This is a genomic window from Xanthomonas indica (assembly GCF_040529045.1).
Taxonomy (GTDB): domain Bacteria; phylum Pseudomonadota; class Gammaproteobacteria; order Xanthomonadales; family Xanthomonadaceae; genus Xanthomonas_A; species Xanthomonas_A indica.
Genome location: NZ_CP131914.1, coordinates 4,397,401 through 4,413,027 on the forward strand (window position 1 = coordinate 4,397,401; position 15,627 = coordinate 4,413,027).

The window sequence follows — 15,627 nt, forward strand, 5'->3', positions numbered from 1 at the left end:
CGTGTGCCTGCCTCCCCTCAGTTGGGTGAAAAAAAAGACGGGCCTTGCGGCCCGTCTTCGTGTCACGCCAACAGCTCGATCAGAAGCGCTGGGTGTACTTCATGTACACGTAGCGACCGATGTCGAAGCCGCCGTAGTAGGCGAAGCTGCTGTCCGGGGCCGAGTACATCAGCGGACCGCGGTGGTCGAACACGTTGTTCGCACCGATGGCGATCGTCGCGTCCCACGGCGCCTTCCAGTTGACCTGCAGGTCGTGGAAGGTGTTGGAGCCGGTGTGACGCAGCGGATCGGATTCGCCGTTGGCGAAGTGGTCCGGCGCATCGCAGTAGTCCGTGGCCAGCGAGATGCAGCTTTCCTTCATGCCGGAGTAGTAGCGCAGGGTGTAGTTCACACCGAAGTCGCCCATCGTCCAGTTCACGCCCAGGTTGGAACGCACGCGGAAGATGCCCGGCTCGCCGACGCGGCCGATCGTGATGTTGTCGCCCGCGGCGTTCTGGCCGGCTTCGTCGTACTTGCTGACGTAGCTGGTCTGCCAGTCGATCATGATCTTGCCGAACGCCATTTCCGGCAGACGGTAGCGGATGCCCAGATCGTAGCCTTCGGTCTCCATCTGGCCGAGGTTGGCCACGCCGTAGGTCATCGCCGAGATGTGGCCGTCGGCGGCGCGGGTCACGCCGGCGCAGCGCTCGGCATTGCCCAGCACGTAGCAGTCGCGCAGGATGCGGTCCACGCTATCGGCGATGATCATGTCCTTGATCTCGTAGCGGTACCAATCCAGCGAGATGTCCAGGCCCTGCACCCAGCGCGGGCTCCACACCAGACCGGCGGTCTTGCTGGTGGAGGTTTCCGGCTTCAGGTTCGGGTTGGAGCCGCTGATGAACTCGTCCGGGGTCTGGCACGGATAGGTGGTGCACGGCACGTAGCCCTGGCCCAGCTGGGTGTAGCCGACCGGCACGCCGGCCGCGGAACACGCCGCATTGCCGTTGACGCTGTTCGGCGCGCCCACGCCGCACGGATCGACGTAGGACTCGAAGCTGCTGCTCAGGCCGCCGTACAGATCGCTGATCGTCGGGGCGCGGAAGCCCTCGGCGTAGGTGCCGCGGACCAGCAGCTCGTCGATCGGCTTCCAGGTGAAGCCGAACTTGGAGTTCACCGTGTCGCCGAAGTTGCTGTAGTCGGAGTAGCGGCTGGCCAGGTTCAGGGTCAGCTGCTTGGCGAACGCCATGTCGGCCAGGATCGGCACGTTCAACTCGAGGTAGAACTCGTCCAGGTCGTAGTTGCCGGCGGTGGTCTTGGCGCCCAGGCCGGTGCTCTCACCCGACTGCGCGAAGGCGTCCGGCGAGAAGCGGCCTTCTTCCTTGCGGTGCTCGTAGCCGACCGCGATGCCGAGGTCGCCCGCCGGCAGGGTCGCCAGCGTGCCGCTCAGGTTGGCGGTGTAGCTGGTGGTCTTGGTCAGGCCGGTGTCGGTGAAGTACGGGAACAGGAAGGCCTGCGTGTCCGCATCGGCCAGCGAGCCCGGGCCGGCCACGCCGTACGGCAGCAGCGGGTTCCACGGACGGCAGGCGCTCAGCGACACCGGCGCGGCGGCGGTGCCGCACTGGGCGACGCCGTTGGCGTTGATGAAGGACGAACCCAGCGCCTGGCGCGCCGCGATCAGGCTCATGTCGCCGTGACCGGTCTTGGTGCTCTCGTTGCGGTTCCACAGCGCACCGACGTCCCAGTCCCAGCTCTTGTCGGCGAACTCGAAGGAGCCGCTGATGGTCGGCGCGAAGCGCGTGGTCTTCAGCTTGCTCTCGGTGGTGCGCGGCACTTCCCACAGGCGGCGGCGGAAGTCGATGTCCTGGCCGATCGGGTTGAACGCGCTGTCGCCGGCCAGCGGGGTGCCGAACGCGGCGGACTGGTACGGGTAGCCGGCGATCTGCTGATCGGTGGTGCGCTCGTTGTAGAGCACGTCGGCGTTGAAGACGATGGAGTCGGTCAGGTCGTAGTTCGCGTTGGCGAACACCGACTTACGCTCGACGCCGGTCTGCACCATCATCTGCTGGTTGGAGTTGGCGCGCTCGGCCGCCGTCAGCGGGTGGTAGTCGGCCGGGTTGTTCGGGTTGCCGCCCTGGTTCAGGGTCTGCCACACCGCCACGTCCGGATCCGAGCAATCGACGGTCAGCGGGTTGCACCAGCTGCCGTTCTGGCTGATCGGGCTCCAGCTGCTCGGCGTGGAGTTCGGGCCACGGCTGCCGTCGCGGCTGAACCAACGGTTCTTGGCGAACACCGGATCCTGCTTGGAGTACTCGGCGGTCAGCGCCACGCCACCGCGCTCGCCCTGGGTCCCGATGGTGAAGGAGTACTGCGAGGTCTTGCCGTCGCCTTCGCCGAACTGGCCGAACTCGGCCGAGGCCTCGGCGCCGTCGAAGCGCTTGCGGGTGATGATGTTGACCACGCCGGCGATGGCGTCGGAGCCGTAGATCGACGAGGCGCCGTCCTTCAGCACTTCGATGCGCTCGATCGCCGCCATCGGCACTTGGCTCAGGTCCTGCAGGCCAGAGGTGGTGGCGCCCAGGCGCTTGCCGTTCAGCAGCACCAGGGTGCGCTCGGCGCCGAGGTTGCGCAGGTCGACGTAGTAGCCGCCGACGTTTTCGCCGGAGGCCAGCGCGTCGGCGCGCGAGATCGCCGGGGAACCGGCCGAGGTCAGGTTCTGCAGCACGTCGGCGACCGAGGTGTAGCCCTGGCGCTCCAGCGCCTGGCGGTCCAGGGTCAGGATCGGCTGCTGGGTTTCGACGTCGGCGCTACGGATGCGCGAACCGGTGATTTCGATCCGGTCCAGCGTGGTGGTGGACGAGGCGGCGGCTTCTTGCGCGCCGGCAATTGCCGGCGTCAACGCGATCGCGATGCTGGCGGGCAGCAAGCCCAGCCGCACTGCGGGAGTGCGAAGGTTCATCAATCTCTCCAGGGTAACGTTAGGGGCGTGTTAAGACGCCCTCGGCACGTTACGTTCCGGTGAGCGCGGCTGCTTTGCCGCTGCCGCTCGCAGACTTTGCCGATTCTGGCGGCACGGTAGTGCCATGCCGATATTGCGAGGCGGACACCCCGAAACGCGCACGGAACGCCCGCGCGAAGCTGCAGCAGTTGTCGAACCCGCTGGCCGCGGCCACCTCGCCGATCATCATCGTGGTCTCGCGCAGCAGATCCGCCGCACGCTCCAGGCGCAGGCGCGCCGACAGCGCCTGCGGGCTTTCCTCGTACAGGCTCTGGAACGTCTTGGACAGGTACCAACCGGAGAAGTTGGTCAGTTCGGCCAGTTCGCTGATCCGCACCACGCGGTCGCGATGGCCGTCCAGATACAGCCGCGCGCGCTGCATGCGCCCGAACACCTGGCGCTTGCGCATCCGCGAGCGCCCGGGACAGCGCTGCACGCGGCGCGACAACTCGCCCTGCATGGACGCCAGATGCAGCAGCACCGGCCGCATCGCCAAGGCGTCGCCCGGCCGCGCCGCCGCCTGCCGCCACAAGCGCAGCGCGGTGCGCGTCTCGCGCAACGACAGCTCGCCGCGCCCGGCATACAGGGTCTCGTCGGCCATGCGCCCCAAGGCCTTCAGCGCCTCACCGTCCAGGCTCAGGCCGATGCACAGGCCGTCGCGGTCGGTCTGCAGCAGGGGACGCGAATCGCGTTCGAAGGCCAGCCACTGGCCGCGGCGCAAGGCGAAACGCCCCTCCTTGGCCTCGATCCAGGCGCTGCCGCGCAACTGCAGCCAGACCGTGAAGGCGTTCGCCGACGCCTGCACGCTGGCCAGTCGGGCTGCGCCCAAGCAGGCGGGACCGGCGGGCGCGTCGTCCGCGTCCAGTACCAGCTGTTGTCCATGATCGACCAGGAAAGATTGCCGCATCCGAGCACCTGTTTGACGTAAACCGGTGCGCAGTCTTTGCCGAATGTGGCGACAGGTCAGGAAGGCCCGGCGATATTTGTCCGAAATCGCCACGACGCCCTTACGAACAACTTACGAAACCTATATATCCTTGCGAATCAACCAGTTGTGCGAAATGGTCGAGAACCATTCCGGTTGCTCGTGCATCCGGATGAAGCCGATCTCGCTGCCGTCCTCGATCGCGAGCGACACATAGGCGTCGCCACTGCGCGGGTCGATGCTGAACCCGTTGACCGCGCTGAAATGGTCGCGGTCCAGGCACACGCTGGCACCGAGGCCGCCGCCGATCCGCGCCAGGCGGCTGGCGCATTCGCCGGTCTGGAACAGGTAATGCACCGCGCCATCGGGGCCCAGCGCCCAGCTGCGGTAGCGCCACAGCGATGGCAGGGTGTCGTCCACGGCACGCACGCTGGCCAGGTCCAGGCCGGCGTCGGCGCGCCACAGGCCGCTGCGCGCGAGCCGGGTGAACAGGATCTGCCCGGTGGCGGGATCGCTGCGAACCTGGGACACGTCCGGCAGGCTCGCCAAGGGTCGCCACGGCACGGCGCGCCGGTCGTACAGCTGCAGGCGGGTGCGCCCGCTCTCGCCCAGCAGCACCAGCAATTGCCCGGGATCGGCGGTGTACAGCGCCTGCAGCGGCTCGCCGGCAGGCACCGGCAGGGCCGCCACGCTGCCGGACTGCGGCCGGACCTCGTAGATCGCCGACGCGCCCTGCGCATCGCGGCCGCTGACCAGGAGCGCCTGGCTGTCGGCCGACCAGGACAGGGGCTGCCGGGTTTCCGGGCGCACGCCCTCGATCAGCCGCAGCGACGCCGGCTGGGTCACGTCGCCCCACCACAGTGAATAGCTGCCGTCGCGGTCGGAGGTGAAGGCGAGCTGGCGCCCGTCCGGCGCGATGCTCGGCTGCCCGTCGCGGCCGGTGGAGGCGAACAGCCGTTGGCGCTCGCGGGGCACGTCCGCCGCGCCGGCCGGGATGCGGTACACGGCGAACTGCGGGCGCCGGTGCACGAATGCCAGGCTGCCACCGTCGCGGGCCAGGCGCGGCGCCTGCGCATCGCTCAGGCCCAGGTCGCGCAGGCGCCGGGTCTGGGTGTCCAGCCGGTACAGCCGGGTCTCGCCATCGACGCGGCGCCCGAACACGATGCCGCGCCCATCGCGCGCCCAGTCCCAGCCGCGGATCTCGGCGAATTCATGGGTCAGCGGCTCGGCGGTGCCGCCTGCGGCCGGCATCCGCCACAGCCCGCCCATCTGCGGATTGCGCACGAAGGCGATCCATTTGCCGTCCGGCGAGTAACGCGGTGCGTAATCGAAATCGCCGGCGGCGACCGGATAATCCACTGCCCTCCACCGCCCGCTGTCCAGATCCAGCACGCGGATGCCGCGCGCGGCCGGGCGCCCGTTCATGCTGCCGAACACCAGGCCATGGCCGTCCGGGGTCCAGTCGAAGCTGAGCAATTCGCTGTCGTCACAGCGCGCGACCTCGCGCGCGGGCGTGCGCCCGTCGGCCTGCACCAGCATGACCCGGCACTGCCGCTCCGCTCCGAGTCGGGCGAAGGCGATGCGCGTGCCATCGGGCGACCAGGCCGGCAGCCGGTCGGATTCGCCGCGGGCCGGGACGCCCAGCGAGCGCGGCGTGGTACTGCCGGCGCCGCCGCTGGTCGGCTGCACCAGCAACTGCGTGCCGTCGCTGCCGATGGCGCGCGCGGCATAGGCCACCTGCGCGCCATCCGGAGACAGCGCCGGCTCCAGCTTGAACCCGGAGGTGGCGGTGATCAGCCGATACGGCCGCTTGGGGCTGCCCAGCACCCGCTCCTGTTCGGCGCTGTCGGCAGGCACGGGTTCGCGGGCGAACCACCACCAGCAGGCCAGCGCCAGAACCAGCATGACGGCCGCACCGGCGGCGGCGGCCAGCCACGGCGGCGGGCGCCGTCGCACCGCGGCCGGCGCCGCCGGCACGCTGGCGGCGTCAGGCGCCGCGACGTCGTCCGCGTCCCCAGCGGATGCCACCGCCATGCCCGCCTCGGCCTCGGCCTCGACGTCGGGCAAGGCCTGCACCGGTGCCACCAGGCGGTAGCCGCTCTTGGCCAGGGTCTCGATGTACACGGGCGCCTCGCCGCGCTCGCCTGCGGCGAAGGCCTTGCGCAACTGGGTGATGGCCTGGGTCACCACATCGTTGGTCGGCTGCGTGTCCGGCCAGACCTGCGCCAACAACGCCTCGCGCTCCACCACCTGGCCCGGTTGCGCCAGCAACACCCGCAGCACGCCCATCGCCTTGGGCGTGAGCCGTTGCGGTCGGCGCGCGCGTGGCGCATGCACTTCCCGCAAGGACAGCAGCACCAGGCAATCGCCGACCTGCATCCGTTGCGGAAGCGGCGGTGTGGCGAACGATGAGAAAACCATGTTGGACAACGAAGAACGCCGTGAGGAAAGTGCCGCGGATGCGGCGGCGGCGCGGCCACGCGTGGCCTCGCAACAGAGGCCAACGAGCAAACTCGGCAAAACGAGGCAGCGGATGCCGCCAAGCGCGGCATGTCGGCGAATTCTACTCTAGTCGTCGCCGTCGCCAACCGCGACGACGCATTCAGGCTCTCTCTCCGCCGACGAAATTCACATAATCGCTCCATGACTGCGCGCCCCTGGGCGCGCTTTTTTTTACGCCACGTTCACACCTTCATCTGACGTGTGACGCTGAGCCCAATCAGGCGCGACACCACCAGCGCGATGTACATCACACCGACAAACTGTTCGATCATCACCAGCGCCCGCGCGAACGGCTGCACCGGCACCACGTCGCTCAGGCCCACGCCCGACAGCACGCTGAAGCTCAGATACAGCAATTCCATCCAGGTCCGCGGCGAGACTGCGTCCACCGCTGCGGTGAAGCTGCCCGGCCACCATTGCTGGCACACCGCGAAGACGAACGCGAACGCCCAGGCCAGCAGGGTGAAGGTGGCGCCGGCGGCATAAAGCTCGTCGCGGGTCACCACGTGGTCCTGCAGCATGTAGGCGATCAGGCTGCCGGCCGTATAGAAGTACAGCAGGCTTTCCAGCAACTGCGCCCAGGCGGTCATCGCCGGGTTGCCGAGCAAGGCCGCGGCGATCGACAGCGCCACCGACGGCAGCGCCAGGCAGCAGGCGATCCACAGCGCCGACGGCCCCCGGTTGACCACCCATAACGCCAGCGCCAGCACCACGATGCCGAACGCGCCGAACAGCGCGCGTCCGGCCGCGGTGTCCTCCATCCACGGATACAGCAGCACGCCCAGCAGTTGCACCGCGAGCAACAGTGCGGACGGATGGCGACGCAGCGCGAACGCATAGCGCAGCATGAGACATTCCCTGTGGCGACCAGCGCGCATCATAAATGCGCGCGCAAGGCGCCGTGGTCATGACCTTGGACGCACGCCGCACCTGCCGCGCTTGTGCACCCCGGGCGTGGCGGTGCACAAGCGCATGCGGCCACCGCAAGCGCCAAGTCAGTGGTCAGTGATCAGCGGTCGGCAGACCACACGCAGACCGCTGCACCTCACTCGGCGCGGTACACCTGCGCCCCGGCCGCCAGGAACTGCGCCGACTTCTCCACCATGCCGGCATGCAGGGCCGCCTCGGCGTCGACACCGTGTTCGGCGGCGTAGTCGCGCACGTCCTGGGTGATCTTCATCGAACAGAAATGCGGCCCGCACATGGAACAGAAGTGCGCCAGCTTGTGCGCGTCTTTGGGCAGTGTCTCGTCGTGGAACTCGCGCGCCTTCTCCGGATCCAGGCCGAGATGGAACTGGTCGTCCCAGCGGAACTCGAAGCGCGCCTTGGACAGGGCGTTGTCGCGCACCTGCGCACCGGGATGGCCCTTGGCCAGGTCCGCGGCGTGCGCGGCGATCTTGTAGGCCATGATGCCGTCGCGCACGTCGGCGCGGTTGGGCAGGCCCAGATGCTCCTTCGGCGTGACGTAGCACAGCATCGCGGTGCCGAACCAGCCGATCGTCGCCGCGCCGATCGCCGAGGTGATGTGGTCGTAGCCCGGCGCGATGTCGGTGGTCAGCGGTCCCAGCGTGTAGAACGGCGCCTCGCCGCATTCGCGCAGCTGCTTGTCCATGTTCTCCTTGATCAACTGCATCGGCACGTGGCCGGGGCCTTCGATCATGGTCTGCACGTCGTGCTTCCAGGCGATCCTGGTCAATTCGCCCAGCGTCTCCAGTTCGCCGAACTGCGCAGCGTCGTTGGCGTCGGCGATGCAGCCGGGGCGCAGGCCATCGCCCAGCGAGAAGGCCACGTCGTAGGCCTTCATGATCTCGCAGATGTCCTCGAAGTGGGTGTAGAGGAAGTTCTCGCGATGGTGCGCCAGGCACCACTTGGCCAGGATCGAGCCGCCGCGCGAGACGATGCCGGTGACGCGTTTTGCGGTCAGCGGCACGTAGCGCAGCAGCACCCCGGCATGGATGGTGAAGTAGTCCACGCCTTGTTCGGCCTGCTCGATCAGGGTGTCGCGGAAGATCTCCCAGGTCAGTTCCTCGGCGCGGCCGTCCACTTTCTCCAGCGCCTGGTAGATCGGCACGGTGCCGATCGGCACCGGCGCGTTGCGCACGATCCACTCGCGGGTCTCGTGGATGTGCTTGCCGGTGGACAGGTCCATCACCGTGTCCCCGCCCCAGCGGATCGCCCACACCAGCTTCTCCACTTCCTCGGCGATGCCGGAACTGACCGCGCTGTTGCCGATGTTGGCGTTGATCTTGGTCAGGAAGTTGCGGCCGATGATCATCGGCTCGCTTTCCGGGTGGTTGATGTTGCACGGCAGGATGGCGCGGCCGCGGGCGATCTCCGCGCGCACGAACTCGGGCGTGATCTGCTGCGGGATGTCGGCGCCGAACGCCTCGCCGGGATGCTGCACGCGCAGTTGCGCATCGCGCAGGTCCTGCAGGCGCTGGTTCTCGCGAATCGCCACGAACTCCATTTCCGGGGTGACGATGCCGCGCCGCGCGTAGTGCATCTGGGTGACGTTGGCGCCATCGCGGGCGCGCCGCGGCAGGCGCCGGGCCGGGAAGCGCACCGCCTGCAGGCGTGCATCGTCCTCGCGCGCGCGGCCGAACTGCGAACTCAGCCCGGCCAGCGCGACGCTGTCGCCGCGCTCGGCGATCCAGGCGGCGCGCAACGGCACCAGGCCGGCGCCGAGATCAATCCGTGCCTGCGGATCGGTGTAGGGCCCGGAGGTGTCGTAGACGGTGAGCGGGGCGTTCTCCTCGCCGCCGAACACGGTGGGCGTGCGGGTCAGCGCGATCTCGCGCATCGGCACCTGCAGGTCGGCGCGGGAGCCCTGCACGAAGATCTTGCGCGAGCCGGGAATCGGGCGGGTCACCGCCGCGGACAAGGTATCGGTCTGCTGCTGCAGCGGATTGGGTACGGCGTTCATCGGCGTTCGTCCTGGTTCAAGTGACCCGCGGCGGAGGCGGGACGGGTGCGAGCGGACTCGCATCTCGGACGAAGCGGCGGCGCGGGCCCGCCACGTGCGCAGAGGCGCCCGCGGCGGACTTGCGAAGCTTCCCTACGCCGGTATCAACCGGATCAGGTTCGAAGGGACTGTCTCAACCGCGGCCTGCGCCGGCGGTACCCCCGCTTCTGCGGGTATTAGACCCGTTTCCGCCGCTGGCCGCCAACCGGCGCGCCTGAACGCCGGCACAGCCGCCCTGCGCATGTGTCAGCACCGCCACACTCCACGCCGCCGGCGACAAACCGCGGCCACCTGGCCGGCCTAGCCTGCACGCACAAGAATCAGGGCTCTCTCTCATCGCCGCCGGCCCTGCCGGCGGCATTTTTTTGCCCGCGTGCCGCGTGCCGCGCGGGCTCACTCGAGCACGTAGGCCACGCGCAGCCCGCCCCAGTGGCGCCCGCGCACCTGCACCGGGACCGACAGGTCGAACAGGATCTGCCCGGTGTCGCGCCGATAGACCTGCAGCAGATAGGGTTCGGTGTGGCGGCCGACGTTGCGGCCGACCCGGTCGCTGAAGATGCGCTTGGTGCGGTTGCCGACCAGATCGCGCGCGCGGTCGCCGCTGAGCGGCTGGCTGAAGCGCAGATTGTGGGTCGGCACGTAGCCGTCGACGTTCGCGCAGATCGCGAACACGATCCACGGATGCGCGGCCAGCAACGGCTCCTGCAGCGGCGGCAGCAGTTCGTCGCACAGTGCATCGAAGGCGGTGCGGTACTTGGGCGGGTCGATGCCCGGGATCGGGACATAGTCGGTGGCGAACAGCGCATCCTCGGCGATGCGCCCCCGCGCCAACGCGGCCTCGAATGCCTGGCCGATACCGACGGCGGCAGCCCTGGCCAGATCGCGCACCCGCGCATGCCGAGGCTGCTGCATCGGATCGGCCGGCAAGCGGAACAGGTTCACGCAGTCGTGCAGGGTCTCGCTGCCGGCCGCCAGGTCGGCGCTGCGCTGCACCACCCGCGCGGCATGCTCCAGGTTGCTGCGGCTGAGTCCGACCACGTGTTCGACGGCCCGGTCGATGCCGCCGATCTCCCCGCTCTGGGTGGCGATGCGACCGGCCACCGCGTCCATCGCCGCGCTGGCGCGGCCGAGCAGTTCGCCGATGCCGCCCAGCACCTGTTCGGTGCGCTGCGCCGAGGCCGCGCTGTCCTGCAGGGCCACACCGGTCTCGCCGATGATGCTGCGCACGTCGCGCGCCGCGGTGGCGGCGCGTTCGGCCAGTTGCCGGATCTCGGTGGCGACCACCGCGAAGCCGCGCCCGGCCGGGCCGGCGTGCACCGCCTCGATGCTGGCGTTGATCGAGAGGATGTTGGTCTGGAACGCGACCGAATCGATCACCTCGATGACCTGGTTGGCGCGCGCCGAACGCCGCGCCACCTCCTGCATCGCCTGGCCCAGGGTCCGCGCCGCCTCCACGCCCTGGCGTGCGCTGTCGTCGGCGCTGGCCGCCACCGCGATCACCGCGCGCAGGTCGCGATCCATCTCGTGCAACCCCTGCAGCAGTTGCCGGGTGGTGGCCAGCACCGTCTGCAAGGCATCCAGTTGGGTCTGCGATTGCCGCGCCAGCTCGTCGTTCTCGGCCACCACGTGCGGCACGTCGGCGGCGATCTGCAGCGACAGCGCCACCGCCTGGCGGATCGCCTCGGCCAGATTGCCGAAGCCGGCCGACAGGCGCCGCCCCGGCATCGCCTCGGTCTCCTGCGCCGACAGCGGCGTCTGCAGCCCCAGGTCCAGATCGCAGCCGGTCAGCCGCTCGCCGACCCGATCCAGCAGCGCCTGCGCGGCCGCGCCCTCGTGGACCCGTTGCGCCAGCGCCTGCAGCGCCGGGCTGATCGCGCCCTGTGCCTGGCCGGCGCCGAGCAGGGCGACATCGCGCAGCAGCGCGGCGGTTTCCGGATGCGGCAGCGACAGCAGCCAGCCCTGGCCGCCGCGATCGCGATCGCGCTGGTAACGCACGCGGCGCGTGGGATCGGCCCCCGGCGCCAGCCAGCTGCCTTCGGCGTCGACCAGGGCGGCCAGCGGCAGGCCCCAGATCGCCTCGCTGGTGGCGCCGAGCAAGGTCTGCGCCGTCACTCCCAGCAGGTCCAGGGCCGCGCGGTTGGCGGCACTGATGCGGCCGTCCGGTTCCAGCCGCAGCAGGGCGATCGGGGCGTCCGGCAAGCCGGCCGCGGGTGCAGCATCGACTTCCGGGCTGCGTGAGAACAAGGCCATCGTCGTCTCCCTCGGTGCTGCGCCCATGGTATCGGCTCCCACCCTGCGCTCGCAGTGGCAGCCGTCGCAACCGGAATCCTTATCAAGCGCTGCGGCGTGGCCGCAGACAGGTTGACGACGCGGCCATGACACCGCCTTCGCGAGGATCGGGCCACGCCCAGCCCGGTGCGATCTCGGAGACCGAGGGCTGGATTGGTGCGCTGCATCAACGCGCCGGCACCGCGCTTCGCCGCATTGGCCCACACGCGGCTGCGCACCCGCGCCGGCATCCCTGTCCGCGTGCGCGAACGCCGGCGCGCGCTTGCACGATCCACGACTGGAGACGCTCCCCCAATGGTGTTCCGCATTTCCATCGCCCTGGTGGCGCTGCTGGTCCTGATCGCCGGCATTGCGCCGGGGCCGTTCAATACGCTGGTGCAGGCGGCACTGGTGGAGGTGGTCCGCGGCGCCGGCTGGATGTACCTGCTGATCGTGTTCCTGACCTTGAGCTTCCTGCTGTACCTGGCCTTCGGCCGCTTCGGCACCCTGCGCATCGGCGGCGAAGACGCCGAACCGGATTTCTCGCGCGGCAGCTGGCTGTCGATGCTGTTCGCCGCGGGCATGGGCATCGGCCTGGTGTTCTGGGGCGCGGCCGAACCGATCTCGCATTTCCTCGAACCGCCGGAGGGCCTGGCGCCGCAGAGCATGGAGGCGGCGCGCGCGTCGATGCGCTATGCGTTCTTCCACTGGGGCCTGCATCCCTGGGCGATCTACGGCCTGATCGGCCTGGCGATGGCCTGGTTCCAGTACAACCGCAACGGCCGCGGCCTGGTCAGCGACATGCTGCAGCCGGTGATCGGCCGCCACCACCGCGGCTGGATCGGACAGAGCGTGAACATCGCCGCCGTGGTCGCCACCGCGGTCGGCGTGGCCACCACGCTGGGCTTCGGCACCATCCAGATCGCCGCCGGCCTGCAACGCGTGTTCGGCGTACACGCCGGCATCCCGGTGCAGATGGCGGTGATCGCGGTGGCCTTCGTGCTGTACATGGCCTCGACCAGCAGCGGCGTGGAGCGCGGCATCAAGTGGCTGTCCAACTTCAATCTGGCCCTGGCGGCGCTGCTGCTGGCCGCGGTGCTGGTGCTCGGCCCCACCGGCTTCATCTTCGACACCTTCACCACCACGCTGGGCGCCTACCTCAACCAGCTGGTGACGATGAGCCTGCGCATGTCGCCGTTTTCCGGCAGCCGCTGGGTGGCGGACTGGACCATCTTCTACTGGGCATGGTGGATCGCCTGGGCGCCGTTCGTCGGCGCCTTCATCGCCCGCGTCTCGCGCGGCCGCAGCGCGCGCGAATTCGTCATCGGCGTGGTGCTGGCACCGACCCTGCTCGGCTTCCTGTGGTTCTCGGTGTTCGGCGGCACCGCGCTGTGGTCGCAGTTGTTCGGTCACGTCGACATGCTGCAGGCGCTGCACAACGGCTACGAGACGGTGTTGTTCACGCTGTTCGACAGCCTGCCCGGCTCGCTGCTGCTGTCGAGCGCGGCGCTGTTGCTGCTGATGATCTTCTTCGTCAGCTCCGCCGACTCGGCGGTGCTGGTGCTGGCCAGCATGTCCACCGACGAAGCCGGCGACCCGCCGCTGGCGCGCAAGCTGGTGTGGGGCGTGGCGGTGGCGCTGATCGCCGCGGTGCTGTTGCTGGCCGGCGGCCTGGATGCGCTGCAGGGCATGATCACCATCGCGGCATTGCCGTTCGCCCTGCTGATGGTGTTGGTGATCGTGTCGCTGTACCGCGTGCTCGATGCCGAGTCCAACCGCGAACGCCGCAAGGCGCAGCGCGCGCGGCACATGATCGAGGCATGGATCGCGCGCGAACAGGCCGCGCAGGCGCAGCGCGACGGCACCGACCCGGCGCCGCCCCGCGAACAGGCATGAACCCCGCCGCGCGCGGCCGGCCTCAGTAGCCGGCGGCCTGCCCGTCCTTGCGGCTTTCCGAGGCGCCATAGTACACGCCGCTGTCCGGGTCGCGCGCGATCGCCTGGTAACCGCCGTACGGGCCGTCGGCGAAGATCACCCGGTGGCCCTTGCGCATCAACTCGCGGATGGTGTCGTAGGCAAAGCCGGTCTCAAGGTTCAGCTCGCCGCCGTCGCGCATCGCCGTGGCCTGCCCGGTCGGCTCGGTGGAGCCGTCGTGCTGGATCCGCGGCGCGTCGCCGGCCTCCTGCAGGTTCATGTGGAAATCGATGAGGTTCATCAGGATCTGCACGTGTCCCTGCGGCTGCATCGCCCCGCCCATCACGCCGAAGCTCAGCCACGGCTTGCCGTCCTTGGTCACGAACGCGGGGATGATGGTCTGGAACGGACGCTTGCCCGGCGCGTAGCCGTTGGGATGGTCCTTCTGCAGCACGAACATCTCGCCGCGGTCCTGCAGGATGAAGCCCAGCCCCGGCGGCGCCATGCCGCTGCCCATGCCCCGGTAGTTGGACTGGATCAGCGACACCATCATGCCGTCGGCATCGGCGACGGTCAGGTAGATGGTGTCGCCCTCCTCCAGTTGCTTCGGCGTGCCCGGCTGCACTTCCTTGAGCGCGCGGTCCATCGAGATCAGCGCACGCCGCTGCGCGGCGTAGTCCTTGGAGATCAGCCGCGCCAACGGCGCCGGCTGGAACGCCGGGTCGGCGTAGAAGCGCGCGCGGTCGGCGAAGGCCAGCTTCTTCGCCTCGGTGAACAGGTGCACGTGCTCGGCCGAGCCGAACGGGATCTTGGAGAAGTCGTAGCCTTCCAGGATGTTGAGCATCTGCAGCGCGGCGATGCCCTGGCTGTTGGGAGGCAGTTCCCACACGTCGTAGCCGCGGTAGTTGGTGGACACCGGTTCCACCCATTCGCCGTGGTGGCTGGCCAGGTCCTCGTAGCGCAGGAAGCCGCCATTGGCCTTGAAGTAGGCATCGATGGTGCGCGCGATCGGTCCCTTGTAGAACGCGTCGCGGCCGCCGTCGGCGATCTGCTGCAAGGTGTTGGCCAGATTCGGGTTCTTCCACAGCTCGCCCTTGCGCGGGGCGCGGCCGTCGATGGTGAACTGCTCCTTGAAGCCGGGGTACTGCGACAGCCGCGGCACCGAGCGGTCCCAGTAGTAGGCGATGGTCTCGGCGACGGGATGGCCGTCGCGGGCGTAGCGGATCGCCGGGGCCAGGTCCTGCGCCATCGTCCTGCGCCCGAAACGCTCGTGCAGCGCGAACCAGCCGTCGACCGCGCCGGGCACCGAGACCGGCAGCGGGCCGGTGGCCGGGATCTCCGTCAGCCCGCGGCGCTGGAACTCGGCCAGGGTCAGCGCCTTCGGCGAGCGCCCGGAGCCGTTGTAGCCGTACAGCTTCTGCGTCTTCGGATCCCAGACGATGGCGAACAGGTCGCCGCCGACGCCGTTGCCGGTCGGCTCCATCAGCCCCAGCGCGGCGTTGGAGGCGATCGCCGCATCCACCGCCGAGCCGCCGTCGTGCAGGGTCTGCAGCGCGATCTGCGTGGCCAGCGGCTGCGAGGTGGCGGCCATGGCGTGCGGGGCGATCACTTCCGAGCGGGTCGCGAACGGCTGGCCGGTGATGCGGTCGGCGGCCTGCGCCGGCACCGACGTCGCCAGCGCCAGCGCGAGCGCCAGGCGCGCCAGGGAAGGAAGCGAAACGGACATGCGCGGCTCTCCGGAAGAACAGGGAACGCCCACCGTACCCGAGTGCGGCCGGCGCCGCCGCGCAGGCGGGCACATCGCGCCGTCGCGACGGCCGGATTTCCGCGCAATTGGCGCTGTTCGCCGCCTGCGCCCCCTCCGTTTCATGCGTAACCAAGCAGCACTGGCGCGGCTTTCGGCACATTCGCCCACGCAGGCCCGCAACACAGTTGACAGTCGCGCAAAGCCCATGGTTATCTCGCTGCATGTTGCAGCGCCACACCCGCCCGAAGTCGACCCTCCAGCCCGCCGCCCTGCGCGCGGACGCTGCGGCGTCGCTCCTCGTACTCGTGCTTATTACCTCGCCCACAAGTGCGGGA

The 15,627-nt window shown here is 69.4% G+C and carries 8 protein-coding genes and 1 riboswitch; of the genes, 1 reads left to right on the forward strand and 7 read right to left on the reverse strand.

All coding sequences use genetic code 11. The features are described 5' to 3' along the window. Positions 1 to 79 precede the first annotated feature (79 nt). The 6 genes from Q7W82_RS18900 to Q7W82_RS18925 form a co-directional block, all read right to left on the reverse strand. Positions 80 to 2,935: a TonB-dependent receptor gene (locus Q7W82_RS18900; protein WP_242160529.1), complete on the reverse strand. Its 2,856-nt coding sequence runs from the start codon at positions 2,933 to 2,935 to the stop codon at positions 80 to 82. A gap of 49 nt (positions 2,936 to 2,984) precedes the next feature. After that, complete coding sequence (locus Q7W82_RS18905; RefSeq protein ID WP_242160528.1) at positions 2,985 to 3,881, reverse strand: helix-turn-helix transcriptional regulator; 897 nt, start codon at positions 3,879 to 3,881, stop codon at positions 2,985 to 2,987. Positions 3,882 to 4,001: 120 nt separating this feature from the next. Then, positions 4,002 to 6,320 carry a winged helix-turn-helix domain-containing protein gene (locus Q7W82_RS18910; protein ID WP_242160527.1) on the reverse strand — a complete coding sequence of 773 codons (2,319 nt, stop codon included), beginning with the start codon at positions 6,318 to 6,320 and terminating at the stop codon, positions 4,002 to 4,004. A 263-nt stretch (positions 6,321 to 6,583) separates the two neighbouring features. Further along, positions 6,584 to 7,249 (reverse strand): ion channel, encoded by a 666-nt coding sequence (locus Q7W82_RS18915; RefSeq protein ID WP_242160526.1) that lies wholly within the window; start codon positions 7,247 to 7,249, stop codon positions 6,584 to 6,586. Between the two features lie 197 nt (positions 7,250 to 7,446). Next, positions 7,447 to 9,324 (reverse strand): phosphomethylpyrimidine synthase ThiC, encoded by a 1,878-nt coding sequence (gene thiC, locus Q7W82_RS18920; protein ID WP_242160525.1) that lies wholly within the window; start codon positions 9,322 to 9,324, stop codon positions 7,447 to 7,449. Positions 9,325 to 9,435: 111 nt separating this feature from the next. Then, a riboswitch (TPP riboswitch) is annotated at positions 9,436 to 9,536 on the reverse strand. A gap of 220 nt (positions 9,537 to 9,756) precedes the next feature. Next, positions 9,757 to 11,613: a methyl-accepting chemotaxis protein gene (locus Q7W82_RS18925; protein WP_242160524.1), complete on the reverse strand. Its 1,857-nt coding sequence runs from the start codon at positions 11,611 to 11,613 to the stop codon at positions 9,757 to 9,759. 333 nt (positions 11,614 to 11,946) lie between these two features. Here Q7W82_RS18925 and Q7W82_RS18930 point away from each other — a divergent pair, with 333 nt between their 5' ends. After that, a complete protein-coding gene (locus Q7W82_RS18930; RefSeq protein ID WP_242160523.1) occupies positions 11,947 to 13,527 on the forward strand; it encodes a BCCT family transporter in 1,581 nt (526 codons plus the stop codon). Between the two features lie 22 nt (positions 13,528 to 13,549). On the opposite strand, the gene ggt is transcribed toward Q7W82_RS18930, so the two are convergent. After that, a complete protein-coding gene (ggt, locus tag Q7W82_RS18935; RefSeq protein ID WP_242160522.1) occupies positions 13,550 to 15,271 on the reverse strand; it encodes a gamma-glutamyltransferase in 1,722 nt (573 codons plus the stop codon). Between the last annotated feature and the right edge of the window lie 356 nt (positions 15,272 to 15,627).